Origin of the sequence: Senegalimassilia anaerobia JC110 (genome assembly GCF_000236865.1) — a bacterium.
GTDB lineage: Bacteria > Actinomycetota > Coriobacteriia > Coriobacteriales > Eggerthellaceae > Senegalimassilia > Senegalimassilia anaerobia.
In genome coordinates, this window is the sequence record NZ_HE611015.1 from 413,215 (window position 1) to 438,679 (window position 25,465).

The 25,465-nt window shown below is 63.1% G+C and carries 20 protein-coding genes; 4 read left to right on the forward strand and 16 right to left on the reverse strand.

Annotated features, from left to right (window positions below):
* Positions 1-97 precede the first annotated feature (97 nt).
* Both SFHG_RS05105 and rpe read right to left on the reverse strand, forming a co-directional pair.
* Positions 98-1,306 (reverse strand): cysteine desulfurase family protein, encoded by a 1,209-nt coding sequence (locus SFHG_RS05105; RefSeq protein WP_202898100.1) that lies wholly within the window; start codon positions 1,304-1,306, stop codon positions 98-100.
* A 7-nt stretch (positions 1,307-1,313) separates the two neighbouring features.
* Positions 1,314-2,018 carry a ribulose-phosphate 3-epimerase gene (rpe, locus tag SFHG_RS05110; protein ID WP_042434552.1) on the reverse strand — a complete coding sequence of 235 codons (705 nt, stop codon included), beginning with the start codon at positions 2,016-2,018 and terminating at the stop codon, positions 1,314-1,316.
* A gap of 122 nt (positions 2,019-2,140) precedes the next feature.
* On the opposite strand from rpe, the gene SFHG_RS05115 reads away from it, so the two are divergent.
* Complete coding sequence (locus tag SFHG_RS05115; RefSeq protein WP_042434555.1) at positions 2,141-2,611, forward strand: methylated-DNA--[protein]-cysteine S-methyltransferase; 471 nt, start codon at positions 2,141-2,143, stop codon at positions 2,609-2,611.
* 133 nt (positions 2,612-2,744) lie between these two features.
* Positions 2,745-4,748 carry an NAD(P)H-hydrate epimerase gene (locus SFHG_RS05120; protein ID WP_042434558.1) on the forward strand — a complete coding sequence of 668 codons (2,004 nt, stop codon included), beginning with the start codon at positions 2,745-2,747 and terminating at the stop codon, positions 4,746-4,748.
* Between the two features lie 119 nt (positions 4,749-4,867).
* On the opposite strand, the gene mfd is transcribed toward SFHG_RS05120, so the two are convergent.
* On the reverse strand, positions 4,868-8,413 hold the full coding sequence (gene mfd, locus SFHG_RS05125) for a transcription-repair coupling factor (protein WP_202898102.1): 3,546 nt from the start codon (positions 8,411-8,413) through the stop codon (positions 4,868-4,870).
* A 428-nt stretch (positions 8,414-8,841) separates the two neighbouring features.
* Between mfd and nth the strand changes: the two genes are divergently transcribed.
* Positions 8,842-9,501, forward strand: coding sequence for an endonuclease III (gene nth, locus SFHG_RS05130; protein WP_042434561.1), 660 nt, complete (start codon positions 8,842-8,844; stop codon positions 9,499-9,501).
* Positions 9,502-9,793: 292 nt separating this feature from the next.
* Here nth and SFHG_RS05135 read toward each other — a convergent pair whose 3' ends face one another.
* The 5 genes from SFHG_RS05135 to SFHG_RS05155 form a co-directional block, all read right to left on the reverse strand.
* The gene (locus tag SFHG_RS05135; protein ID WP_081468943.1) at positions 9,794-10,369 is read right to left on the reverse strand and encodes a hydrogenase maturation protease; all 576 of its coding nucleotides are present in this window, start codon (positions 10,367-10,369) and stop codon (positions 9,794-9,796) included.
* A 3-nt stretch (positions 10,370-10,372) separates the two neighbouring features.
* On the reverse strand, positions 10,373-10,912 hold the full coding sequence (locus SFHG_RS05140) for a hypothetical protein (protein WP_202898103.1): 540 nt from the start codon (positions 10,910-10,912) through the stop codon (positions 10,373-10,375).
* 91 nt (positions 10,913-11,003) lie between these two features.
* A complete protein-coding gene (locus SFHG_RS05145) occupies positions 11,004-11,702 on the reverse strand; it encodes a cytochrome b/b6 domain-containing protein (protein ID WP_042434567.1) in 699 nt (232 codons plus the stop codon).
* A gap of 1 nt (position 11,703) precedes the next feature.
* Positions 11,704-13,350 (reverse strand): nickel-dependent hydrogenase large subunit, encoded by a 1,647-nt coding sequence (locus SFHG_RS05150; RefSeq protein WP_042434570.1) that lies wholly within the window; start codon positions 13,348-13,350, stop codon positions 11,704-11,706.
* A 3-nt stretch (positions 13,351-13,353) separates the two neighbouring features.
* On the reverse strand, positions 13,354-14,616 hold the full coding sequence (locus tag SFHG_RS05155) for a hydrogenase small subunit (RefSeq protein WP_238318273.1): 1,263 nt from the start codon (positions 14,614-14,616) through the stop codon (positions 13,354-13,356).
* A gap of 369 nt (positions 14,617-14,985) precedes the next feature.
* On the opposite strand from SFHG_RS05155, the gene pheA reads away from it, so the two are divergent.
* Positions 14,986-15,840, forward strand: coding sequence for a prephenate dehydratase (pheA, locus tag SFHG_RS05160; protein ID WP_042434574.1), 855 nt, complete (start codon positions 14,986-14,988; stop codon positions 15,838-15,840).
* 188 nt (positions 15,841-16,028) lie between these two features.
* Here pheA and SFHG_RS05165 read toward each other — a convergent pair whose 3' ends face one another.
* The 8 genes from SFHG_RS05165 to SFHG_RS10100 all read right to left on the reverse strand — a co-directional run bounded on the left by SFHG_RS05165 (position 16,029) and on the right by SFHG_RS10100 (position 25,449).
* Positions 16,029-16,631 carry a manganese efflux pump MntP gene (locus SFHG_RS05165; RefSeq protein ID WP_202898104.1) on the reverse strand — a complete coding sequence of 201 codons (603 nt, stop codon included), beginning with the start codon at positions 16,629-16,631 and terminating at the stop codon, positions 16,029-16,031.
* 125 nt (positions 16,632-16,756) lie between these two features.
* The gene (locus SFHG_RS05170; protein ID WP_316244715.1) at positions 16,757-17,650 is read right to left on the reverse strand and encodes an adenine glycosylase; all 894 of its coding nucleotides are present in this window, start codon (positions 17,648-17,650) and stop codon (positions 16,757-16,759) included.
* A 2-nt stretch (positions 17,651-17,652) separates the two neighbouring features.
* The gene (locus SFHG_RS05175; RefSeq protein ID WP_042434577.1) at positions 17,653-18,174 is read right to left on the reverse strand and encodes an RrF2 family transcriptional regulator; all 522 of its coding nucleotides are present in this window, start codon (positions 18,172-18,174) and stop codon (positions 17,653-17,655) included.
* Positions 18,174-19,736, reverse strand: a complete 1,563-nt coding sequence (locus tag SFHG_RS05180; protein ID WP_042434580.1) for an ATP-binding protein — start codon at positions 19,734-19,736, stop codon at positions 18,174-18,176. The genes SFHG_RS05175 and SFHG_RS05180 overlap by 1 nt, the downstream gene beginning before the upstream one ends.
* Before the next feature lie 282 nt (positions 19,737-20,018).
* Positions 20,019-20,732, reverse strand: a complete 714-nt coding sequence (locus SFHG_RS05185; protein ID WP_052297810.1) for an HAD family hydrolase — start codon at positions 20,730-20,732, stop codon at positions 20,019-20,021.
* A gap of 51 nt (positions 20,733-20,783) precedes the next feature.
* Positions 20,784-22,649: an ABC transporter ATP-binding protein gene (locus SFHG_RS05190; protein WP_042434583.1), complete on the reverse strand. Its 1,866-nt coding sequence runs from the start codon at positions 22,647-22,649 to the stop codon at positions 20,784-20,786.
* Positions 22,646-24,811, reverse strand: coding sequence for an ABC transporter ATP-binding protein (locus SFHG_RS05195; RefSeq protein ID WP_042434586.1), 2,166 nt, complete (start codon positions 24,809-24,811; stop codon positions 22,646-22,648). Before SFHG_RS05195 ends, SFHG_RS05190 begins: the two co-directional genes overlap by 4 nt.
* Positions 24,802-25,449: a MarR family winged helix-turn-helix transcriptional regulator gene (locus SFHG_RS10100; RefSeq protein ID WP_052297811.1), complete on the reverse strand. Its 648-nt coding sequence runs from the start codon at positions 25,447-25,449 to the stop codon at positions 24,802-24,804. Before SFHG_RS10100 ends, SFHG_RS05195 begins: the two co-directional genes overlap by 10 nt.
* Positions 25,450-25,465 lie beyond the last annotated feature (16 nt).

The following is a 25,465-nucleotide window of genomic DNA, read 5'->3' on the forward strand; positions in this document are numbered from 1 at the left end:
CGCAAGCGATGCGCGACGGTGAAAACCGCTGCGCGCAGCAGACCGACGGCGGGGCAAACCTAGTCGGGGCCGCCTTCCGGCAGCCCCGAGCGATTCCCTATTCCCAATTCAAAACCGAGTCGATGGCGTCCAGAAACGCCTGCACGTCCTCGGCGGTGGTGTAGCGGCCCATGGAGATGCGCAGCGCCCCGTGCGCGGCGTCCGCATCGATGCCGATAGCGCGCAGCACGTGGCTGGGCTCAAGCGAATGCGAGCTGCACGCCGATCCGCCCGAGACGCCGAAACCACGCATGTCGAAGCGCAGGATGAGCGTCTCGCTTTCGAGCGCGTCGACGAGCACGTGCACGATGTTGGGCAGGTAGTCCTGCGAGCCAGGCGCTACCTGGACCGTGGGACGGACGCCGGGCTTTTCGGCAAGCGCAGTGTAGAGCTTGTCGCGAAGGGCACCCAGACGCGCCTGCTCATCGGCCTGCTTTTCCTGAGCGACCTGGATGGCGGCGGCGAAACCCGCCGCGCCGCAGACGTTCTGCGTGCCACTGCGACGACCCGCCTCCTGGCCGCCTCCGAGCATACATGCATCGAAGGGGGTGCGGCTTTTCACGTACAGCGCGCCGACGCCCTTCGGGCCGCCCACCTTGTGAGCGGAAAACGATGCGGCGTCGCAGCCCCAATCAACCACGTTGACGGGCACCTTGCCAAGCGCCTGCGTGGCGTCGGTGTGGAACAGCGCGCCTGCGGCGTGCGCCGTGCGGGCAAGCTCGGCCACAGGCTGCACCGAACCGACCTCGGAGTTCGCCGCCATGACGCTGACGAGCACCGTTTCGGGGCGCATAACCTGCTCAAGCGCGGCTACGGTTATGAAGCCGTTGCGATCTGGCTGCACGCGCGTGACCGAGAAGCCCATCTGCTCGAGGCGCTTGGCCGGGGCCAGGACCGCATCGTGCTCGATGGCGCTGACCACCACGTGCGGCTGGGCGCCGCCCGCGCCGCCGAGGCGTCGGGCATGGGCTGCCGCCTGCGCCAGCCCGATGATGGCGGCGTTGTCGGCCTCGGTGGCGCCGCTGGTGAGAACCACCTCGTCGGGACGCGTGGCGCCTAAAGCGTGCGCGATGGCGCGACGAGCATCCTCGAGCGCGGAGAACGCCGCACGGCCGGGGATGTGCAGGCTGTTGGCGTTGCCGCCGAAGGCGATGTTGGCACGGCCGGGCACCATGTAAGGCGCCATAGCCTGAGCAGCTTCCTCGCAAAGCGGGGCCGTTGCCGCGTAATCAAGGTATACGTAGTTTTCCGGGACCTTCGCCACCATGGGACGCCTACGCCTCCTTGGATGCCAGCGCGGCGACGCGCGCCGCCTCTGCAGCCTGCGCGACCTGCGCGATGGCAGCCGCAGGGTCTTCGGCGCCGCACACGGCCGAGCCGCACACGAGCACATCGGCGCCGGCGGCGGCCACGAGCGGGGCGGTTTTCACGCCGATGCCGCCATCGACCTCGATGAGCGGCGCCGCGCCCACCGCGCGGGCAAGCTCGACCGTGCGCGCAACCTTGCGCTCGGAGCCCTCGATGTAGCTTTGGCCGGAGAAGCCCGGCTCGACGGACATGATGAGCACCATGTCGAGCTGCGCCATGACCGGGGCGAGCACCTCGACGGGGGTATGGGGCTTAACGGATGCGGCGGCCTTGGCGCCGGCGGCATGGATCATCTCGACGGCGCGCTCAAGCTGATAGCCCGCGGCGGCCTCTGCGTGCACGGTGACGATATCGGCGCCCGCCTCGAGGAACCACGGCAGCTGCTCAAGCGGGTTCGAGATCATGAGATGCACGTCGAGCGGCATGTCGGTGATCTTCTTCAGCTGCTTGACCACGGGCACGCCCATGGTGAGGTTCGGCACGAAATGGCCGTCCATGACGTCGACGTGGACGTAGCCGGCGCCGCCGGCCTGAATGGCCTCGATGTCGCGCTGGAGGTTCATGAAGTCCGCCGACAGGATGGACGGCGCGATTTTAACCGGTTGGAACACGTTTGGCCCCTTCCCTTCCAAGCTCATAGGTTATGTGCATATTCTACCGCACCTGCGCCAAGGCGGCGGCGGCGCGGGCGCGGCGGGCATATAATGCTGACAAGAACGAGGAAAGGGGCTTTATGGACGGCAATCGCCCGACATATTACAGCTACTTCACCCCCGCCGGCCCCATCACCGTGGCGGCGAACGGACGGGCCATCACGCGCATCGCTTTGGGAAAAGCCCCGCTCGCGGGCGTTTGCGCGCCGAGCGAGCTGACGAACAAGGCCGCGACGCAGGTGCAGGAGTATCTGGCCGGCAAGCGCACGTCGTTCTCCCTGCCGCTGAGCCCCTGCGGCACACCGTTTCAACAGCAGGTGTGGGAAGCGGTGGCCGACATTCCCTACGCGCAAACCGCGACGGCGGCCGATATCGCCTGCCGCATCGGGCATGCCGGCGCGCATCGGGCAGTGGGCGCGGCGGCGCGGGCCTGCCCGTTCGCCATCGCGGTGCCGCTGCATAGGCTGGTGCGCGCCAACGGCCAGCCCTGGGGAGAGGGCAAGCCCGCGCGCGTGCGCGGAGCTTTGCTCAAGCTCGAGCAAAGCCGCTGATTCCGAAGCGACCTGCCGGGACAAAGGCGACGAGCTTGCCGGCCGCTTCGGCATCGCGCAGACCGCGAATAGTAAAGGAAGCCGCCGGCTCGCAGATCATCATCGGCAGCGGCGACGAAAGGAGATCGCGGACATGTCGAAATTCGTGATGCCCATAACCACGGCGGTATTGCTGTTCCCGCTGATAGCGGCGCTGATCACCGCCCCGTTTCTCATCTACAAGTATCGCAAGGTGGGGAGCGTTCCGTGGCTTCATGCCGCGGCGATGTACTCGTTCGTGTTCTACCTGATGTGCGCATACTTTCTGGTGCTGTTGCCGCTGCCTGCCGATCGCACGGCGGTGGTCGCGTACGCTCAGACGCCGCAGCTTATCCCATTCCAGTTCGTGCGCTCGTTTCTGGCCGAAACCACCGCACGCCTCGACGATCCCTCCACCTGGCTCGCCGCCATCTGCGACCCGTATATGTACGAGGCGTTTTTCAATGTGCTGCTGCTAGTGCCGCTCGGCGCGTACCTGCGCTACTACTTCCACCGACCTTGGTGGCAGACGCTCCTGATAGGCTTTTGCGTGACGCTGTCGTTCGAGACGACGCAGCTCACCGGCATCTGGGGCATCTACGAGCACCCGTATAGGCTCTTCGATGTGGACGATTTGATGACGAACACGCTGGGATGCATGGTCGGGTTCTGGCTTGCCGGGCCGATCATGCGCGTGTTACCCGATGTCCGCGTTGCCGCACGGCAGGCCGCCGAGCGCGGAACGACCGCATCCGCCACGCGGCGCGCGCTGACGTTCGGACTCGACCTTGCGCTTTCGCAAGCGCTTGCCGGGTGCGGCTATTTCGCCGTGCACGCTGTGAACGGAAGCCGGCTGCTTGCCGGCTTCGGTATCGAGCACGCCACGTTCTGGACATGCGAATGCGCGGCCATCGCCGCGGTGTTCGCCTTGTTCCCCGTGATCACACGCGGACAGACGCCCGCCCAAAAGCTGCTGCGCCTGCGCATCGTTCGACCCGATGCCGCGCCGGCATCCGGCGGGCAGATCGTCTGCCGCTACGCCACCTTGTTCGCCATCGTGCTGCTGCCCGCATGGGCGTTCGGGCTGGTCGCAGGCGTAGACGATATCCCTACCACTCCCGCCGAGCTGCGCGCGCTCGCGTCGCTGTGCGTGCACGATAAGACGGCCTTGACCCTTATATGGTGTGCTGGCGTGCTCGCATGGGCGGCCACGCTCGCCGTGCGCGCATGGCGGGCCTGGCGCGGGCGGGCGCCGTTCATCATGCTCAACGGCCTTATCAGCGATACCCGCATCATGACCGAAGATGGCATCAAACAGATTCGCGAGCGCACGCACGTGCTCGATGTGAGCAAGGTTGCCGAGCTGGAGCAGCGCATCGCGGCTTGCGGAACTTCGCTTGGGGCGCTGATGGAGCGCGCCGGATGCGCCATAGCCGACCAAATGCGTTCTTGGGTTCCCGACCCGGCGCCGATCTTGATCCTAACGGGAAGCGGGAACAACGGCGGCGACGGCTGGGTATGCGGACGTGCGCTCGCGCAAGCGGGATGGCCCGTTGCGCTTGCGTGCCCGCGACCGCCCGAGCAACTTTCCGCCGAGCCTGCGCGCACGGCTGCGCTCGAGGCGGTTACCGCCGCCGAAGCGCACGGATGGCCACTTTCGGTGCTGGTCGCGCCAACGCCTGAAGAGCTGTCCCACGAGCTCGATCGCGCTAGCGGCGTGGTCGACGCCATCCTTGGCACGGGCTTCTCCGGCATGCAGGTGCGCGAACCGTACGCAACCTGGATACAGCTTGCGAACCGCCGGCGATTCCACGGCAAGCTCGCCCGCAAGCGGATAGGCGGCGGGCACCGCGCGCAGACCGGCAAGCGCACGCCGGCTCATGCGAAGGCGGCTGGCAAGGCGAAGGACGCGCCGTTCACCATAGCAGCCGATGTCCCCTCCGGCGTTTCGGCGCAAACCGGCGATGCCGCCCTGCCCCGCATCTATGCCGATGAGACCGTCACCATGATCGTGTACAAGCCAGGCCTGCTTGCCCGCAAGGCCGCCCCCATGACCGGCGTCGTGCGGCTTGCGCCCCTCGTCGATGACGTCGAGCGCTACCTTGACGCTATGACATAATCGGGGGGCGCCATGTGGCAGGACGCGCGAAGCCGATCCCACCTGACGGTAAAGCGAGTCGATGCTTCGGCACACTTGCCTAGCTGTCTCTCCTCTTCGCTTCCTACGCGCCCTGAACGCTACTCCTCGCCGTGCATTTCCCGCAGGAACTTCGCCACGGGGCCGAAGAGGTCGTCCTTTTCCGTAAGGCGGAAATACTTCAGCGGCAGCTGCAGCTTGCGCTTGTCCGACAGATAGCGGCCGCCGGCGCGACGCACGGGCACCATCTTGTCGCGCGGGATGTCGATGGGCTCCACCACCAGCTTGCCGGCCACCACCGACACCGTTTTGATGTGATGTTCGTTGGCGAACGCCTTGATGCGCGCCTTCTCGAACAGGTTCTGCGCCTCCTGAGGCATATCGGGACGCTTGCCCGCCAAATCGTTGTAGATGTCCTCCACGGCGCCGACGGTTGCAGCGCTTGCGATCTTGCGATACCACAGCACCCGCTCGTCGGCTTCGGGCACGTATTCCTCGGACAGATACGTGCGGCCCGGCAGGTTCACCGTGATATCGGACAGCGCCGGCGGCAGCCCCTCGGCGACCTTCAGGTCGCCTTCGCGCGTCGCGTTCACGGCCGCGCCGAGCATCTGCGCGAACAGATCGAAACCCACCGCGGACATGTTACCGGACTGCTCGGCACCCATAAGGCTGCCGGCGCCGCGAATCTCAAGGTCGCGCATGGCGATGCGCATGCCGCTTCCCAAGTCCGTGTGCTCGTCCAGCGCCGTCAGGCGCGCCTGCGCCTCCTCGGTGAGGTTGACGTGTTCGGGGAACATGAAAAACGCGTACGCCTGGGTGGAGCCGCGGCCCACGCGCCCCTTCAGCTGATACATCTGCGCCAGGCCCAAACGCTGCGAATCCTCGATGATGAGCGTGTTCGTGTGCGGGTTGTCGATGCCGGACTCGATGATGGTGGTTGCCACCAGCACATCGAGCTGTCCGGCGGAAAACTCCTCCATCACCTTCTCCAGCGAGTCCTTGTCCATCTGCCCGTGCGCCACGCCCACACGCGCCTCCCCGGCTGCGGCCTGTACGCGTCTCACCGCTTCCTCGATGGACCGGACGCGGTTGGAGACGTAGTACACCTGCCCGCCTCGGGCAAGCTCGCGCCTGATGGCGGCGCTGACCACGTCGGGATCCCACTCGCCGACGTGAACCTCAACGGGGCGTCGATCGTCAGGCGGCGTGAGGATGAGGCTCATGTCGCGCACGCCCGACAGCGACATCTGCATGGTGCGCGGGATCGGCGTTGCCGAAAGCGTGAGCACGTCGATACTCTCGCGAAGGTTCTTCATCTGCTCCTTGTGGCCCACGCCGAAGCGCTGCTCCTCGTCGATGATCACCAAGCCCAGGTCATGGGGGTTCACATCGCGCGACAGCAGGCGATGCGTGCCTACGAGCACATCCACGCTGCCGTCCGCGAAACCCTTGAGCGCCGCAGCCTGCTGCTGCGGCGTGCGGAAGCGGCTGAGCACCTCGACGGTCACGCCGAACGGCTCGAAGCGGTCCTTGAAGTTCGTAAAATGCTGCTGCGCCAAGATGGTGGTCGGGCACAGCACCATAACCTGCTTCTTATCCTGCGTAGCGGCGAAGGCGGCGCGCAGCGCCACCTCGGTTTTCCCGAAGCCGACGTCGCCGCACACCAGGCGATCCATGGGCTTGGCGCTGCGCATGTCGGCCTTCACGTCGGCGATGGCGGCCAGCTGATCGGGGGTTTCCCGATACGGAAACGCCTCCTCCATCTCGATCTGCGCCGGCGTGTCGGGTCCGAACGCGTACCCTTGCGCGCTGGCTCGGCGTGCGTACACGTCAACCAGGTCGAACGCGAGTTTTTTGGTGGCCGCGCTCGCCTTCTTCATGGCGCGCGACCAGTCGGCCGTGTTCAGGCGGGTGCATCGCGGCGTGGAGCCCTCGGGGCCAACGTAGCGCGTGACGCGGTCGAGTTGCTCGACCGGCACGAACAGCTTGTCGCCTTCGGCGTATTCGAGCAGCAGGTAATCGCGTGCCGTGCCGTCGATCTCGCGACGCACCAGCTCCTTGAAGTGCGCAATGCCGTGCTGCGCGTGCACAACGTAATCGCCCGGCTTATACGGGAACGTGATCTCGGTGATGTCGATATGGCGGCTAGGACGCGCGGTGGAGGCCCCTTGGGTGTCGGACACGCTGACCATGCCAAGCTTCGCCTTCGGGATGATCATTCCCAACGGGATGTCCACGTCAACGACGTTGACGACCCCGCGGCGCAGGCGGCGCTTCTTCTGCCCGTCGGTATCATCGGGGTTTTCCTCGGCATCGAGCCATTCCTGGATGGGAAGGCCGTGATCGACGAAGGCGAGCATCATATCGGCGCGGCTTCGACGGTTCGGGGCGCTGAACACCACCGTGTAGCCATCGTCGACGAGCGTGCGCAGACGACCGAACAGCTTATCGGGATGCCCTGCCGCCTCGACGCGTTTCACCGGCAGCTCCACGTCAACGTTCCCGCCCACGCGCATGATGGACACGTACGTTGCACGCTGGCACTCGCCGAAGCTGACCTGCGGCGCCGGGCAGAACAGGCCCTCAAGGGCGATGTTGGTTCCCTTGGCCTTCGCTTCCAGCTCTTCACTGGCGTGCATCATGTCATCGAACAGGCTTCGCGGCTCGATAAGCACCGACAGCGCGTCACGGCGCAGATAGGCGCCGAGCGTGACCGGCTTATCGTAGAGGTACGGCAGCAGCACGTCGCTTCCTTCGAAGCGCAAACCGCCCTCGGCGTTCTCCAAATGCTCGGAAACGCCGCGCAGCGCCGGATTCGAGCCGGCCGAAGCCGCAAGCTTCTTGCGCGCACGTGCCAGACCCGATTTGCTGCAGGAGAACTCGACGACGGGATAGATATCGACGTTTTGCAGGCTGGAGATGGTTTGGCCCGTTGACGGCACGATGCGGCGGATCTCGTCCAACTCGTCGCCGAAGAAGTCAAGGCGAACGGGGAAGCTCAGGTTTCCCGGGTACACATCCACGGTGCCGCCGCGCGTGCAAAACGTGCCGGGGCCATCAAGCTCGCCGGTGTTGGAGAACCCGCGCGATTCCAGAGCATGGATAAGACCGTCGAAATCCTGGATGCCCGCAGCCTGCGCGCCCGGCATGTCGGCCAGCTCCTGGCCGCAGATGAAAGACAGCGGCGTCGACGCGTTGGCATTGACCGGCGGCAAGGTGCGCAGCAACGCCCGCGCGCTTGCGACCACGACCACCTGCCGTCCGGTCTGCAGCGCATGCGCCGCCTCCATACGCCGAGCAACGGTGGCAAGATCCGCGTGTTTCTTGTCGAACGGCAGATCGGCGCGCTCGGGGAAGCGCAGCACCTTGTCCTCGCCCAGATAGGCCGACAAGCTGCGGGCGAACGACACCGCCGCATCCTCGCCAGCCACCACCGCAAACGTGGTCTGCGGCTTATGCGAGAATCGCGCGGCGACCATGAACGGCCGTGCGCTGTTCGCGATGCCTAACGTGCCATCGTTGCCGGCATCGAGATTGGACCAAAACCCATCCAAGCATTCCGAGCGCTCGAGCGCGAAGCGCAGAGAATCGATAAGCATACGCTGCATTCCCCCATCACCATCGGCCAGCCCGGATACTGCCATACGCGTCCGGGCCTGCTTGCGCAGCTTTCTTTCGATGAAGCTGCGCGTTTTCAAGGTGAAAAGTGTATCACGCACCTTCTTCATCGCTCGAGACGCCAAGCCTAAGCCACACGTAAACAGCAACATCTGTTCGTATTCCGAACCTTCGCGGCAGCCTTCCATCAGAACGAACAAAGCCGTTACACGGAGCCGAAGAACCGGCCAGACAACCGCGCCGAACGCCCGAACAGGTAGGTTTGATATCAAAAGAAGAACGCACGTTGAATTCTTGTTTCATCTGCTCTTATTCGGAGCTTCCTATGTGTTATCTGTATTCTTCGACGTTATTTATATATCCAGATAACATAACGATTTTGCAGCGAAAAAGCTGCGTACAACATCATTCGATATACTGCTGTTGTAATGACCTGGAATCGGAAGGATCGCCTATGCCGCGCGAGTTGATGAAGGAAAAAAGGGAACGCGCGATAGCCATCGCCCAGAGAATGGATGAGCACTTTCCAGCCGCTGAGTGCGCGCTGCATTATTGGGGCGACCCCTTCAAACTGACTATAGCGGTATTGCTGTCGGCGCAAACCACCGACAAGGGTGTTAATAAAGTCACGCCAGCATTATGGGAACGTTACCCGACGCCGCAAGCACTAGCCAATGCCGATGTAAACGAAGTAGAGGAGATTATCCGCACCATCGGCTTTCACCATGCGAAAGCCGCGAACTGCGTGAAATGCGCTCGAATGGTGATCAGCGACTTCGGCGGGGAAATCCCGCAAGATATGACATTGATTCAAAAACTACCCGGCGTAGGGCGCAAAACTGCCAACGTAGTGCTCAATGAAGCCTTCGGCATTGTGGAGGGCATTGCGGTGGATACGCACGTGTTCCGTATCGCGCACAAGCTGAAGCTGGTAGGACCCTCAGCGGATACGCCCCAGAAGACCGAGGATGCGCTTCTCAAACTCTATCCGAGGCAGTATTGGGGGCCGATCAATCACCAATGGGTGCTGTTCGGAAGGCAAATCTGCATCGCTCGTCGTCCAAAATGCGCAGAGTGTTTCTTAAGCGATCTTTGCCCGAACAGCGGAAAATGAACGAGTTTGTTGAGGCGCCTAAAACCCTGTAACGCCATAAGTGAACGAATTGTCCTTCGCATCAAACTCCATGAATTGTCGCGCACGCATGCAGATATGGACGATTCTTTGCAGGCCGAAAGCTGTCGCGAGCAGCAATCACTTGAGCACGTGATTCCGTTTAACGAATAGCTTCACCCGCCGGCCAATTTGAGTCGTTATGCTCAGAACGAAAATGGGCGTCCCCCAATAATGTGGGGGACGCCCAGAAACCTACGATATTACGAGCCAAAACCAAATAGGCTTCAACAGACTACTCTATTGAAGCCTTCCGAGATAGCGGGAACCCCAATCGTGCCAATTCGCCGACCACAACGTCTACCAGCAGCGGCAACGCATCATGCACAGGCCGGGTAAGCCCTTCGGTCGCTTCGGCAGGAGAAGCGTTTTCCACCTGCATACCCAGACAAAGGCCCTCAGCTTGATATCCCAATAAAGCAGCGGAATCGAACAAGTCGATCAGCTTCAGATCATGCAGACTTGCCGTGATGCCGACATGGCGCGCCATCGCATCGGGCGCATAACGAAGCACCGTGCCAGCAGGCTGACCGGAATCATCAACTGCATCGACGGTCAGAATCACGTCGAATTCTCGTACACGATCGATCATGGCAAGCGACAAGCAACCAAGGTCCAACAGCTCAACGTTATCCGGAATGTCATACGACGCCGTAAGCTCGTCATAGACGGCAGGCCCGACACCATCGTCGAGCATCAATCGATTGCCAACGCAAAGGACTGCCACACGCTGCGGGCGCAATTCCTCGGGAACAGCCACATTGCTGGCGACATACTCGCGCAAACCCCAGCTATCCTCTTCGCAAGCCATGCTTTAACCCTCCATACCCGGACGGATCATCAAGTTGTACCACGTAGCGAAGCCGAGCATCGCAAGCCCGATCACAACGCAAACCACAGCCCAAATACGTTCACGACGCACGTACGTTTCCTTGGAAACGCCTCGAGCTACCGCACGATGCGCTGCAAAGGGCTGGCTCAGCCGAGAGAACAAGAACGTGACCGCAACCAGCACAAAACCGATAATCACGGCAAACGCAATCGCAAGCGACGTGCGTTCCGAATACGCAGCATAGAACAGATTATCGGCAACCAGCCACAAAGGATAGAACAAGATGGTAGCCCAAAAGCCATGAGCCGGACCCCAAATAGGGGGCAAGAACAGCGCCCCGATGTTCCAACGGGGAATACCTTCAAGGAACTTCTCTTCGCAGGCGATCTGCTCTTTGGTTAGCTCAGCCATACATAACCAATCTATCAGGGGATATGACACACAATAAGGTTTCAGATAATTGTACCCACACGTCAGCGCATTGACGGCGCAAGGCAAAAATCGCCACAGGATTCCATGCACGAGCCCGTTACCTCAAGATGCAAAAAAGCCCGACCGCCGAAGCGATCGGGCTTTCAAATCAGCTGCAAGGGCAGATGCAGATAGCTAAAAACTAGTGCTGCTTGCCGTGACCCATGTCATCCTCGCCGATGATGTTGTGGATATCGGGATCGTAGACCAGACCGCCATGCTCCTTATGGAAGAACATGAGCAGCGTAGGAGCGATACCCTCAACGTTGGCCAGGTAGATGTGGATGAACATGAAGCAGATGAACACGAACATCATGAAGTAGTGGATGATGCGCATGCTCATGATGCCGCCCACCAGAGACGTGCCCGCTGCGAAAAACGGGATCTCAGAGGTGGGAACCCACAGAGCCAGGCCCGTGTAGAACATCAGAATGATGAGCACGGGGATGAACAGATAGCTGATCTTCTGCGGAACGCCCAGCTTAGCGGACAGCGGGTGATCCTTCTTGAAGAACAGATAGTACTTGATCCACTGCGGACCCTGATGCAGGTTATCCTTCTGCGGAAGCCACGTCTTGTAGTCGGTAACCTGTTTGCGGGTACCGCCGGTCGGCGAGGACTTCACGATGAAGGCCATGATCAAACGGCAGATGCAGTTGATGAACAGCACAAAGCCGAAGAACACGTGCAGACCGCGGGCCATGGACTCAAAACCCCAGAAGAAGGGGTAGTGAATATAAAAGCCGGTGAAAATCAGCAGAACCATGGCAACAAGGTTAATCCAGTGCGTGATCACGAACGGCATCGGATGAGCTTCACGATAGTGTGCCAGATGCGCCATGTTACTTCACCCCCCAAGGGCTCGTGACGGTTTCGAAACGCTTGCCCGTGGCAGGCTCGGAGATATGAACCGAGCAGGCCGTGCAGGGATCGAAGGAGTGTACCGTGCGCAGCGCGTTGATGGGCTTCTCGATATCGCCCACCGGCACGCCGATCAGAGCCTCCTCGAGCGGACCGTGCTGGCCCTTCTCGTTCTTCGGAGCCAGGTTCCACGTGGACGGGATGATGATCTGATAACCCTGGATCTTGCCGTCCTTGACCGACTCGCTGTGATAGAGAGCACCGCGCGGCGCCTCCCAGAAGCCGGACCCGTCGCCGGTGTTGGTCTCAGGAGCGCGGAAGTACTCGGAGTCGCCGGACTTCACGGCCTCGATCAGCTCATCGACCCACTCCTTCATGCAAGTGGCGATGTAGAGCGTTTCAATCTGGCGGATGGCGGTACGGCCGAGCGTGGACTGGGCCACGGACAGGTCGCCCTCATGGCCAAGGGCCTTGAGGAACGCATCCACGTGCTCCTTGATGAACGGCACGTTGCGCTTGTAAGCTGCCAGGACACGGGAAAGGCTGGTGGCCTCCATGGAGTTGCCGTTGTAGGTCGGGCACTTCACCCACGTGTAGCGATCGTTCACGTTGTAGTCGGTGTACTCCGGCTCGGTGGTGAAGTTCGGCGCCTGATAGGTCTCGGAGCCCTTGTACCAGGAACGGCCGACCCACTCGGCGATGGCCTTCTCGTCAGGCTCGGAGAGGTTGAGGTTCTCGTCGAGCACGCCGGAGGGCAGGTAGCGGTTGGACATCTTGAAGTCCTCGCGCTCGAAGACACCCCAAGCGATGTAGCGACCCGGGCCCTTGCCGTACCCGAAAGCATCAGCATAGTACGGGGCGATAGCCAGCACGTCGGGGATCATGGTCGCCTCGACCCAGTTGTACAGCTCGTCGACGAGCAGCTTCAGGTCATCAAGCTTCTGGTCGGTGGGCACGAAGGCCGTGCCGCCCGGACGCAGGGTCATGACATGCGGCATCTTGCCGCCCAGCAGGGCGCTGATCTGAGAAGCCTTGGCCTGCATGCCCAGAGCCTCCAGGTAGTGGGCCGTGCAGATAAGATCGAGCTCGGGCGGCAGCTTGAAGCCGGTGCCGTCCTCGGCATCGAACCAGTTACCGCTGAAGATGGACAGCTGGCCGTTCTCAGCGAACTGGGACAGATGCTCCTTCAAGGCGACGAAATCGCTGTTCATGGAAGTGCCAGCCGCACGAGCCAGGTCCATGGCGTCGGCCGGGTCGGCCTTCAGCGCGTTTAGCGGGTTGACGTAGTCAAGGCCGGCCAGGTTGTAGAACCACAGAATGTGGCTGTGCAGGAACTGGGCGCCTTCGAGGATGTTGCGGATGATGCGGGCGTTGTTGGAGATGGTGATGCCATAAGCCTTCTCGGCAGCGATGGAGCTGGCGTGGGCGTGAGACACGGGGCAAACGCCGCAGATACGCTGCACGATCTGGGCAGCGTCCTCGGGCGTGCGGTTCTCAACGACCAGCTCGATGCCGCGGAAGCAGCCACCAGATACCCAGGCGTCGGATACCTTGCCGTTCTCGACTTCCATCTCAACGCGCAGATGGCCCTCGATACGGGTTACGGGATCGATTACGGAACGCGTCATGGCTTACCTCCCTTCCTTGGTTGCATTGGGGTCGTCGTGACCGGTGTCTTCCTTGTACATCTTCTGGCGCTCGGCCTCGGACACCTCGTAGGTGCCCACGGACTTCTCGGGGTGCTTGGCATCCCAGGCGCGCTTCTTCTCGAAGTCCGCGCCGCCGTCCATACGGCCGGTGGCCTTCATGCCGAAGCCGTGCACCACGAGCGCTGCGGCCAGAAGGCCGGTCACGCCCACGGCGATGGTGGTGGGCTGCACGTCCCAATCGCCGATATGCAGGCTGCGGTGACGCTTCAGGAACGGGGTGTTGACCTCGACCCAGTTCTGGCCCGGGTCGTTGGGGTTTGCCTCGCAGCAGCCGATGCAGGGGGCGCCGGCCTGGACGCACCAGCTGCGACGGTCGTTCCACATGACCACGCCGCAGTTGGACTTGGTCTGGGGACCGCGGCAGCCGAGCGGATACAGGCAGTAGCCCTTCTTCTCCTCTTCGGAACCGAATTCGTAAACGAACTCGCCGTTCTCGAAGTGGCCGCGACGCTCGCAGTTGTCATGGATGGTCTGATTGAAGATGCCGGCCGGCTTGCCCTCGGAGTTGAGGTCCAGATCGGCGGGCTTGAGCTTCATGAGCACGACGTCGACGAGCACGCTGGTGAGCCACTCGGGGTTGGCCGGGCAGCCGGGGACGTTGACGACGGGCACGTTGATGCCGGCCTTCTTAAGGTACTGCTGCACGCCCATGGCATCGGTGACGTTGGGCTTTGCGCCCATCCAACCGCCGTTGACGGCGCAGGAACCCAGCGCGACCACGGCGTTGGCGTTCTTTGCGGCCTCGATCAGGTGCTCGGTGCCGGGCTTGCCGGCCACGCGCAGGGCGTTGCCGCCCCACTTCTCCTGAATTGCGCCTTCGTAGATGAGGATGTAGTCGCCGGCCTCGATGGTCTGCTCCTTGGCCTCCTCCATGGAGTAGCCCGCTGCAGCGGACAACGTCTCGGAGTAGTTCAGGGAGATCATGTCCAACACCACCTCTGCGGCGTTGGGCGTCTGAGCCTGGGCGAACGACTCGGTGCAGCCGGTGCAGGATGCGCCTTCGACCCAGATGACCGGGTAGAGGTTACCCTTCGTGGCGCCGATGACGGACGTCTCGAGAGCCTGGGCTACCTGCGGGACCGTCAACTGGGACAGCCCGGCAGCAGCGGCCACGGTACCGCACAACTTCATGAAGTCGCGACGCGTGACCCCCCTGGCCTCGAGCATGTTCGCGAACGCGGACATTGCGGCCTCTCCTTCCATACGCACACCTCCTTACAGGTGTATCTCGTCTGACCTGTTTCCAGGCCCTTTTGCATATGGAGCAAAGATACGCAAAGAGCGCGCGGCCAATGCTCGGCTTGTGCCGGCGATCGAGCTTGCAGCCTGGATGGCGCCGCACGCAACGCGACGGAAAGCGCGGGGCTTGCAGAACCCGGGCCTTCCGTCGTGAAACGCGCGCACGCGCCTTCGCCGATTGGGGATGAAATCGCAGACTTCCATCCCCAGTCGTCTCCACTCCTGTTCGTTATGTTATCACTCGCGCTTTTTTATACAGAACCGTTATCATATCTTCGCAAGATAAATGAATAAATCTGCATGAAGGAGCTTCGCATGACCGCTGAACCCCCATCCGCGTTCGCTTACCTGGGCCCCGCCGGAACCTACCACGACGAGGCTGCGCGCGCATTCGCCAAACGTTTAGGCATAGACGACCCGCAGCTGATCGAATGCCCTTCGCTGTCCGAGGTGTTCGACTGCGTGGACCGCGGGAAATGCGAGTACGGCGTAGTGGCCACGGAGAACGCGCTTGAGGGGCCGGTGACCGCCACGCTCGACAATTTCGCGTTCCGTTCGAGCGCCACCATCTTGGGCGAGCATGTGCTTGACATCCATCATTGCCTGATCATGCATCCCGAGGCCGCCCTGAACGACGTGAAAACGGTTGCCAGCCACCCGCAGGGCCTGGCCCAGTGCCGCCGCTATCTCAACGACAACCTCCACGGCATCCCCACCGTTACGGTTGCGTCCACCGCCGACAGCGCGCGACGCGCGGCGTCCGACAAGTCCGTCGCCGGCATCGGCAACGCCTTCGCCGCCCAGCTCTACGGGGCACGCGTGGCCGAAACGGGCATTGAGGATCACTTCGGCAACCAGACGTCGTTTGCGCTCATCGGTCGCCAGGGCCATGTCCCGGTGCTGACGGGCAGCAAGTTCAAGACGTCGCTGGCCCTGTTCCTGCAGGCCGACCGCCCCGGCGCGCTGCTCATGATCTTATCCGAATTCGCCTACGCCGGCATCAACCTGGTCAAGATTCAAAGCCGCCCCACCAAGCAGGCGCTCGGCGATTACATGTTCTTCGTGGACATCGAAGGCTCCACGCAGGACCTTGAGGTGCAAACCGCCCTGAACTGCCTGCGCTTGAAGCTGCGCGAGGTGAAGGTGCTCGGCAGCTATCCGGTGGAATAGCGCCCCGGAAGCGCTGCGCGAACGGGATGGAGCCGAAGTGGAAAGCAGCCCGCGCCCCGTTCGCCGTTCACGATGAAAGCGGCGAACGGGGCGCGGGCGCCTATACGAACGAGGCTCAAGGTCTTGCGCGCACCTATATATATGCAGCGAAACGAAGCACCCGCCCCAAGGAGCGGCCGCTTCGCCGTTTAAAGGGCGATGACGCCAAGATGCTCAAGCAGCGTTTTCACGCCGATGAGGATGAGCACCGCGCCGCCCGCGATGGTTGCGGACTTCTCGAAGCGCACGCCGAAAAAATGGCCGGCGGCAACGCCTACGAAGCTGAGCACAAAGGTGACCACGCCGATGATGGCAACGCTCGGCACGATGGCCACCTGCAGAAACGCGAAGGTGATGCCCACGGCAAGCGCGTCGATGCTGGTGGCTATGGCCAGCATGATCAGCTCCTTGAGGTCGAGCCTGGCGTCTTGCGCTTCTTCGCCCTGTTCGTCGTCCTCATGGAACGCATCCCACAGCATCTTGCCGCCCACGAACGCCAGCAGCGCGAACGCGATCCAGTGGTCGATGGGCGTGATAAGGTCGGCAAGCTGACTGCCCAGGGCCCAGCCGATAAGGGGCATAAGCGCCTGAAACCCGCCGAAGAACAGCGAGATGATGGTTGCCTGCCTTATGTTCAGGCGGCTCATACCAAGCCCTTTGCAAACGGAAACGGCGAAGGCGTCCATGGAAAGCCCCACGCCGATCAGGAACAACTCAACGAACCCCACGATGATCCTCTCGTCTTGAACCATACCCCCATCGGGCGCATGAACCCGCACCCCCGAACGGACGCATAACGCCACGTCCCCGAAGTGTCACGATTCGGACACTTCGGGGACGTGGCGTTATGCGTCCGGAATTTGCGGGCCGCTGTTCTTTATGGGAACAGGCGCCCGTCCTCCTGGCGGAAGAAGCCTTCCCGCTCCAGGTCGGCGCAGATGCCGGCGAACAGCTGCGGGTCGACCGCTTCCCTTCCGGCTGCGCGCTCCTCGGCGTCCAAGCGCACCGCCGCCTGCTCGACGGCGATGCCCGGGCATGCCAGCACGATGCGCACCAGGCATGCTCGCTTCTGGCGGCGCGACCCCTCGAACGCCGACTGACGCGTGTAATGCGCGCTGCGCCGCGAGGCGTTTCCCACCTGCGACTTCAGATCCGCACCAACATCCAACAGCGCGTAATACCACCGGCGAACCTGGCCCGCTTCGGGACAGCAGGCCGCCACCAAAGGCTCAAGCTGCTTATCCGAAACCGCTTCGCAATCGGGGAACAGCGTGTGGATGAACACGGTGCGAACGTTCGTCTCGATATAGATAGCGGGAAGGTTGCGGGCGAACGAGGTGACGCCGGCCGCCGTTGCCGGCCCGATGCCCGGCAGCTCCTGCAGCTGCTCCACCGTTTCGGGCAGGCGCCCGCCGAAGCGCTGCGAGCATTCCTCGGCCGCACGCTTGAGCGCCAAGGCGCGGCGGTTATAGCCGAGCCCCTGCCATTCGGCAAGCACATCGGCGGGCGCCGCGGCAGCCAGCGCATCAGGGGAAGGGAACATGCCCATCCAGCGCTCCCACCGCCCCAGCACGCGCTTGACCTGCGTTTGCTGGAGCATGACCTCGCTCACCAGCACGCCGTAGGCGTCATCGATGCCGCGCCACGGCAGGTCGCGATAGAGTCGCTGCCCCTCAGAGAGCACGTAGCGGCAAAACTCGTCCTGAGACATGGCGGCGCCCGCGGGCCAAACCGCGGACGCCGCAAGATCGGCTATGCTTTTGCGCGCCACGCCTACGACTGCGCTTCCCCGATAGCGGGTTGCGCGCCGCAGCCGCCGCACGCGTCCACCGGGCAGGACATGCGGGCCGTAGGAGGCGCCGAATCGATGGCCTTCCTGATGACGGGGTGCCGGCCACCCTGCTCCATGAGCTCCTTGAGCGTGATGGAGTCGAAATAGCTGTTCAGCAGGCTGTCCGCGCCCATCCACAACTTGTTGTACGAGCACCCTCCGCGACGCTTGCAATACTCGGCGTCCACCGCGCACAGCGAGACGCTGACAGGCCCCTGCACCGCCTCGAGCACCTCGAGCAGCGTGATCTGAGCCGGGTCGCAATCGAGCGCAAGGCCGCCGCGCGCGCCGCGCACCGTCTTGATAAGCCCGCCTTTCACCAGGTCGTGCTGGATGCTGCGCGCAAACGCGTACGGGATGTCCTCCTGCTCGGAGATGTCGGCGACCGACACGTACGAGTCGCCGCTTTCGTATGCGGCCTCCAGGATGCGAAGCGCGTAATCGCAACGTCGCGTGATATCCATTACTGCCCGTCCCCCTTCAACAGGTCGTCCAAATGGTCGAGCTCCCTCCTAAAGTCATCGACCACCGCTTGCTCGAGCGCCTTGTACTCCGGCGAATCGAGCGGCTGATATGCAGCCAGCTTATCGAACAGGTTGTCCGTAGTCACCGGAATGTAGCGCCGCTTGGTGAGGCTGTCCTTATATGCTTCCTCGATGGCCTCACGCGCCGCCATGTGCATATCGAAACGCGGCATGCCCTGCGAGAACCTGACCAGCTGATCGCGGTCGACGCCGCGCACGGACGGATGCTCGCGGGCGATCTCCATCCAGATGTCGGCACGTTCCTTCTCGGTGGGATAATCGATGTCCACCGCCGAGACCGGTCCCAGCAGATCGAAGAAATACGGGTCCACGTCGTTACCGAGCGCCGAAGTGCACAGCACGAACACATCAGGGTCGTCGGCCGAGGAGCGGATGAGGTTGACCGCCTCGCGCGCGCCGCGCGAAAGCGTGGACATGATCAGCCCGCCGATATCCTCGGGTTGATCGAAGGCGGGCGCCGCCCACAGGTCGATGTCCTCGATGACGAGCACCGCCGGCTCCTCGAAGGCGTTGCGAGCCTGGTTGAGCTTGGGCTGGCGGTCAGCCTGGGCCATGACGCACAGCACGGGCATGCCCTGCATGTTCTCCTCCATGCGCATGCGCAGCACCGGAAGCCCCAGCTCGCCGCAAGTGGCCATCATGAACTGGTTGGCGTCCTCACGTGCTGGGCTGCGGATGAGCAGCGCGTCGCACGCGGGCATGCGATCGAGGCCGTGGCGCACGTTGAGCTGGCGAACAAGCTGCTGGAACTCGGGATCCTTCTGCATGCCGAGGCCGAGCGAGCGCACCGAGCGCACCGCCTCGTCAAAGCCCACGAGCTCTTTATAGGTGAGATGCTCGATGGGAGCGAGCACGGGCTGCGCGGCAGCCGGCGCAGGCGCGGGCTTTCCCGCGGGCGTCTGCGGCTTTTCAGACGGCGCCGGGCCGGCGGCCACGGGCCGCTCCCCCGCGGCATCCACGCCGGCCGTCGGGGCCACGGCATTTGCAGCCGCGTCGCCTTCGGGCTTGCCGGCGCCTCCGGGCACGCCCGGAGCCGTGAGGTGTTCCACGCGCAGCATGCGCGGTCCGCCCTCGCCCATCATGTCCTGCGAGATCATGTCGGTCATGTCCTCAAGCTCGTCGCGAGACAGCCCGAACTCCTCGAGCTTGGCAAGGGCCAGCTCCTGAAGCTGGTCCGCGCAGGCGGCCACCTCGTCGCTGGACAGGTACGGCTCCATGCGCTCGAACACATATTCGGCGATGCTACGCTCCTTCAAGGTGCACGCCAGACGCCATGCGCGCTTCAGGCCGGCAATGGCGGCTTCGGAGGGCACAGCGCCCTCGGCTGCCTGACCGCGCTCGAACGCCGCCAGGTACAGATGCAGCGCCAGCATAAGGTTCCCCTGCTCAGCAGCCTGTTCAGCGCTGTTCAGGTATCCGGAAACGGAGCTGGACGGCTCATCGCTTCGGCTGGGCATATCGTTCATGTCGTTATCAAACATCGACCCAACCTCCTTCAAGTGTCAAAATAGCTATAGTTCGGTATCATTTTACCGGAAGCGGCTGCAATGCGGCCGCAAGCAAAAAAATCGAAACAAACCTGTCACCCGGGTTAGCTAAGGCGATCCCGCCACCCGAAGACTCAACGACGGCCTCATCGGCAGAACACGCCGATAGAAGCCGGTTCTCCAGCGCGCCGCGATGCCCCCATCACCCGTAAAACGCGAACGGCGGCACCCCGCCCAAGCGCTACGGGCAATTCCAAGGAAAACGCCTAAGGGCGTTTACCACTCGAGCACCTGATAGCCGCGTTCGCGGGCGGTGCGCCCAAGCGGGCGGTCGGGGCATACGGCGAACCCCTGCTTGGCGCCGGCGAGCAGGGCGCGATCGGAGTGATGGTCGCCATAGGACGCTGCCAGCTCCCAGCCGCCTTCGCCCCACTTCGCGTTGGCGAAACGGCGCAGCTCGATCATCTTGCGGTCGCCTTCCACCGGCACGCCGTCCACCTCGCAAGCGTACGTGCCGTCATAGTTCACCTTCATGCGCGTGGAAATCTGGTAATCGAAGGGCAGGTCCCGCATGGCGCGCTCGATGATGGGCTCGAAGGTGGCCGATACGCATATCACCGTAACGCCCTGCTCGTGCCACGCATCCATAGCCCGCCTGGCCTGCTCGCGCACATGCGGGGCCACGCATTCGTCATAGAAATCATGAAGGAAGGCGTCCACCTCGGCCTTGGGCTTGCCGGCGAAGGCGCGGAACACCAGCCCGCGCACCCACGCCTCGTTCTGCGGCAGGCGCAGCTTGTACGCCGCGGCCCACAGCCCGATGCGCAACAGCACCGTGGGGTTGAGCATGTGAAGCTTTGCAAGATGCTTCACCAGCATGACGGGCGAGTTGCCGTCAAGCGAAGTGCCGTCGAAATCGAACGCGGCAAGCCGCACCGGGCCCTCCCCGTTGCGGCTTGCCGTCTGCATTGCCTCTGATTGTGCGATCATGTGCGCGCGCCTTCGTCCCAAGCCGAGCCGAGCCGCGCGCCCCTCTGCACGCTACTCGTCTTCGACGCCGTCTTCCTCGAACTGAGAATTATACAGTTCAGCGTACACGCCGCCAAGGGAGAGAAGCTCCTCGTGCGTGCCCTGCTCGACGATGTCGCCATGCTGTAACACGCAGATAAGGTCGGCGTTTTTGATGGTGGACAGCCGATGCGCGATCACGAACGATGTGCGACCCTCCATCAGGTTGTCCATGGCCTTCTGGATGCGCTCCTCGGTGCGCGTGTCAACGCTTGAGGTGGCCTCGTCCAAGATGAGCATGCGCCTGTCGGCCAAGATGGCGCGGGCAATGGTGAGCAGCTGGCGCTGACCTGCGCTGATGTTGCTGGCGTCCTCGTTGATCACCGTGTCGTAGCCGTGCGGCAACGTGGTGATGAAATGGTGCACGTACGCCGCGCGCGCCGCTGCCTCCACCTCGGCGTCGGTGGCGTCGAGCTTGCCGTAGGCGATGTTATCGCGCACCGTGCCGTTGAACAGCCACGTGTCCTGCAGCACCATGCCGAACTGGTTGCGCACGTCGGTGCGCGAGAACTCGCGGATGTCGGTGCCGCCCAGGCGAATGGCGCCCGCGTCAACATCGTAGAAGCGCATGAGCAGCTTGACCATGGTGGTCTTGCCCGCGCCGGTGGGGCCCACCAGCGCCACGGTCTGGCCCTGGCGTACCTTAGCGGAGAAGTCGCCGATGACGGGCTTTTCGGAATCGTAGCCGAAGCGCACGTGATCGAACTCCACGTCGCAATCCACGTCGGCGGCCTTGGCCGTGGGCTTCTCCACCTCAAGCTCAGGCTCCTCCAGGAAGGCGAAGATGCGCTCGGCGGCCGCGGCCATCTGCTGCAGCACGTTGCCCACCTGCGACAGCTGCGTGATGGGCTGCGTGAAGTTCTTCACGTACTGGATGAACGCCTGGATGTCGCCGACGGTGATGACGCCCTGCACGGCCAGCACGCTGCCCGCCAGCGCAACGCCCACGTAGCCCAGGTTGCCCACAAAGTTCATGATGGGCTGCATCAAGCCCGACAGGAACTGCGATTTCCAAGCGCTTTCATAGAGTTTCGCATTGGTCTTGCCGAACGTCTCGGCAACCGCCTGCTCGCGATTGAACGCGCGCACGATGGCATGGCCGGAAAACGTCTCCTCAACCTGGCCGTTGATGGCGCCGAGCATGGCCTGCTGGGCCCTGAAGTGCTTCTGCGAGGCCTTCACCACGGTGAAGATGAGCGCCAAGGACACGGGCAGGATGAGCACGGTGATGCCCGTGAGCAGCGGGTTGATGGTCAGCATCATGATCACCACGCCCACGATGGTGGTTGCCGAGGTGATGAGCTGCGTCACGCCCTGGTTCAGGCTTTGGCCGAGCGTGTCCACGTCGTTGGTGATGCGCGAGAGCGTGTCGCCGGTGGAGTTGCGCTCGAAGTACCCCACGGGCATGCGGTCGATCTTCTCGGCGATGGCGCCGCGCAGCCCGTAGCAGGTGCGCTGCGAGACGCTCGTCATCATCCAGCCTTGCACGAAGCTGCACGCCGCGCTGACCAGGTACAGCACCAGCGTCGCCGCGATGATTCCGGCGATGGCGTCGAAGTCGATGCCGCCGGTGCCGCCCACCTTCGCCACCAAGCCCTCGAACAGCTCCGTGGTGGCCTGCGAGAGCACCTTCGGGCCCACGATGTTGAACGCCGCCGACCCGATGGCGAAGATGATGGCGAGCACGAGCGCCGCCTTGAACTGGCCCATGAAACGCACGAGCTTGCCGATGGAGCCCTTGAAGTCCTTGGCCTTCTCACCGGGCATCATGCGCGCGCCCGGCCCGTGCGGCCGGCGGCGCTGCGTGACCTTCTTCAGATCCTCGTTGTTCGCGCTCATCTCGCATCACCTCCTTTCAGCTCCTCTTCCGATAGCTGCGACATGGCGATCTCGCGATACTCCTGGCAGCTTTCCATCAGCTGCTCGTGCGTGCCCGCCCCCACGACGCGACCGTCATCGAGCACCACGATCTGGTCGGCGTTGAGCACCGTGGAAATGCGCTGCGCCACGATGACCACGGTCTTCCCGCCCAAACGGCTGGAAAGCTCATGACGAAGCGCGGCGTCGGTCTTGTAGTCGAGCGCGCTGAAGCTGTCATCGAACAGGTACGCGCGCGCATCGGTGGCAAGCGCGCGGGCTATGGCCAGACGCTGGCGCTGACCGCCCGAGACGTTCGTGCCGCCCTGGGAGATGGGCGTTGCCAGCCCCTCGGGGCGCTCGGCGATGAAATCGCTCGCCTGCGCCACATCTGCGGCCGCGCGGATGCAGTCCTCATCGGCATCGTCGACGCCGTAACCCACGTTGGAGGCGATGGTGCCACTGAATAAAAACGCCGCCTGGGGCACATAGCCCAACTGCGTACGAAGGGCATGCTGGCTGACATCGCGCACGTCGATGCCATCGACGGTGATGCGGCCCGACGTGACGTCATGGAAGCGCTCCGCCAGCTTGAGCACCGTGGACTTGCCGCTGCCCGTGGAGCCGATGATGGCCGTGGTCTTGCCCGGCTCGCACGTGAAGCTGACATCCTCGAGCACGCACTCGGCGCCGTCGGAGTACCTGAAGCTCACGTTCTCGAAGGCGATGCGCGCGCCCGGCAGCCCGTTAGCGCCGAGCAGCGCGTCCTTAGCCTTGCCAGGGTCGGGGTCGGCAATGGAGGGCTTGCATTCGAGCACCTCATCGATGCGCTGAGCGGCCACATCGGCGCGCGGCAGCATGATGGAGAGCATGCCGATCATAAGGAAGCCCATGATGATGACCATGGAGTAGGTGATGAACGCGATGAGGTCGCCGGTTTGCAGATTGCCTGCATCGATGGCGTGGCCACCGAACCAGATGATTCCCACCGACACCAGGTTCATGATGAGCATCATGAGCGGCATCATGAAGGTCATCACGCGGTTGGTGAACAGCTGCGTCTTCATCAGGCGCGTATTGGCGTCATCGAAGCGCGCCTCCTCGTGCTGCTCGCGACCGAACGCACGGATGACCGGCAAGCCCGTGAGCAACTCGCGCGACACCAGGTTCACCCGGTCGATGAGCTTCTGCATGATCTTGAACTTCGGCATGGCCACCTTCATGAGCACGCCCATGATCACCGCGATGGCGGCAACCGCCGCGATGATGATCCAGCCCATGGACAAGTCGGTGCGCGCAATCATGATGATGCCGCCGATGGCCAGGATGGGCGCGTAGAGCACCATGCGCAGCAGCATGACGGTGACCATCTGCACGAGCTGCACGTCGTTGGTGCCGCGCGTGATCAGCGATGCGACGCTGAACGACTGGATCTCGGCATCGGAGAAGTCAACCACCTGGTTGAACAGGCGCTCGCGCAGGCTGCGGCCCACCTTGGCCGCCGTGCGCGACGCCAAAAAGCCCACCATGACGGCGATGACCATGCCGAGCGCGGCAAGGCCGAGCATCTTCGCGCCGGTTGCCACCAAATAGTCCATCTGCATTGCGTCAAGGTCATAGCCCAACTGCTCATACTCGGCACGAGCGGCGGCCAAACCCTGCTGCGCGATAAGGGTATCGGCCATATCGCCCATGGATCCGCGCGCGCGGTCGAGCATGGCCTGGATGTCGTCTTTGCCGACCATGCCCTGATCGTACGCGGCTTTCACCTGGTCAAGGTCCAGCTCGGCGATTTGGTCGGCATAGCAGGTCACCGTCATGGGAAGCGCCATGGCGTCATCGAGGGCGGCGCGGTCACGCTTGCCGGATTCCGTCAGCGAATAGGTGCCGTCTTCGTTTTGCGCATAAGCGTCGGCGAACACCTGCTCATCGGATTCGGGAAGCATCATGACCACCAGGTCATGGGTGCGCCCGGTAAGCTGCTCGGCGGCAACATCCTGCACGCCTTGCTGCTGGATACCCGTATCGACGATGTCGGAGGTGTAGTTGGGCAAGGCCAGGTCGCACGCAGCCTGCACGCACAACAGCACCACGACCATCAGCACCACCAGCTTGTGCTGGGCAAGGTTCTTGATTATGCGCATGGCGCGCCCCCTTCCGCGGAAGCGGTTTGCGAAGAGGCGTCAGCAGCAGAAAAGGCAGCACCCGCGTCCATAGCCGTGCCTACCGCGTGGGATGAGGCCGCACCCGCTTGACCGGTGTCTGCGCCGGAAATGGGGCTTACGTTAGCGCCCGCTGCTGAGCTACCGGCTTGCGCACGGCCACCCTGCTGCGCCAGCACTGCCTCGCTTGCAGGGAAATCGGCCAAGCGCTCCACAATGCGCACCAGATGCTCGGCATCCTCTGGACCAAGATACGTGAGCACCCCATCGATCATCTGCTCATGCAGCTCACGGCCGCGTGCGCTGAAGGCACGGCCCTCCTTGGTAAGGTGCACCGTGACCGCACGGCTGTCCCCCTTATCGCGTTGACGCGTGATAAGGCCCTTCTCCTCAAGAGATTTCAAGGTCTGGGACACGGCGCTCGGAGTTGCCTGTCCGCACTTGGCGATGTCGCCGGATCGGACCTTTCTCCCCTCGCCCTCAAGGCGGGAAACCGCCATGATCGCGTACATCTCCGTCGACGTGATGCCTTCTGGTGCCGGCGGCTCTTGACGTTGCTTTCGCATTCGAGCTGCGGCATCGAACAAGCGACGACGCAATCCAGCTGCGGTATCGTCCACGCGAATCTCCTTTCGT

Excerpts from the sequence above, each read along its gene's own strand:
- SFHG_RS05155 (WP_238318273.1), bottom strand. The coding sequence starts at position 14,616 with ATGTCCGCGTTCGCGAACATGCTCGAGGCCAGGGGGGTCACGCGTCGC.
- SFHG_RS05105 (WP_202898100.1), bottom strand. The coding sequence starts at position 1,306 with ATGGTGGCGAAGGTCCCGGAAAACTACGTATACCTTGATTACGCGGCA.
- SFHG_RS05185 (WP_052297810.1), bottom strand. The coding sequence starts at position 20,732 with ATGATCGCACAATCAGAGGCAATGCAGACGGCAAGCCGCAACGGGGAG.
- SFHG_RS05150 (WP_042434570.1), bottom strand. The coding sequence starts at position 13,350 with ATGACGCGTTCCGTAATCGATCCCGTAACCCGTATCGAGGGCCATCTG.
- SFHG_RS05180 (WP_042434580.1), bottom strand. The coding sequence starts at position 19,736 with ATGTTTGATAACGACATGAACGATATGCCCAGCCGAAGCGATGAGCCG.
- SFHG_RS05165 (WP_202898104.1), bottom strand. The coding sequence starts at position 16,631 with ATGGTTCAAGACGAGAGGATCATCGTGGGGTTCGTTGAGTTGTTCCTG.
- SFHG_RS05115 (WP_042434555.1), top strand. The coding sequence starts at position 2,141 with ATGGACGGCAATCGCCCGACATATTACAGCTACTTCACCCCCGCCGGC.
- SFHG_RS05190 (WP_042434583.1), bottom strand. The coding sequence starts at position 22,649 with ATGAGCGCGAACAACGAGGATCTGAAGAAGGTCACGCAGCGCCGCCGG.
- SFHG_RS05145 (WP_042434567.1), bottom strand. The coding sequence starts at position 11,702 with ATGGCGCATCTGGCACACTATCGTGAAGCTCATCCGATGCCGTTCGTG.
- mfd (WP_202898102.1), bottom strand. The coding sequence starts at position 8,413 with ATGGCAGTATCCGGGCTGGCCGATGGTGATGGGGGAATGCAGCGTATG.
- SFHG_RS05135 (WP_081468943.1), bottom strand. The coding sequence starts at position 10,369 with ATGGCTTGCGAAGAGGATAGCTGGGGTTTGCGCGAGTATGTCGCCAGC.
- SFHG_RS05175 (WP_042434577.1), bottom strand. The coding sequence starts at position 18,174 with ATGGATATCACGCGACGTTGCGATTACGCGCTTCGCATCCTGGAGGCC.
- SFHG_RS05120 (WP_042434558.1), top strand. The coding sequence starts at position 2,745 with ATGTCGAAATTCGTGATGCCCATAACCACGGCGGTATTGCTGTTCCCG.
- pheA (WP_042434574.1), top strand. The coding sequence starts at position 14,986 with ATGACCGCTGAACCCCCATCCGCGTTCGCTTACCTGGGCCCCGCCGGA.
- SFHG_RS05195 (WP_042434586.1), bottom strand. The coding sequence starts at position 24,811 with ATGCGCATAATCAAGAACCTTGCCCAGCACAAGCTGGTGGTGCTGATG.
- nth (WP_042434561.1), top strand. The coding sequence starts at position 8,842 with ATGCCGCGCGAGTTGATGAAGGAAAAAAGGGAACGCGCGATAGCCATC.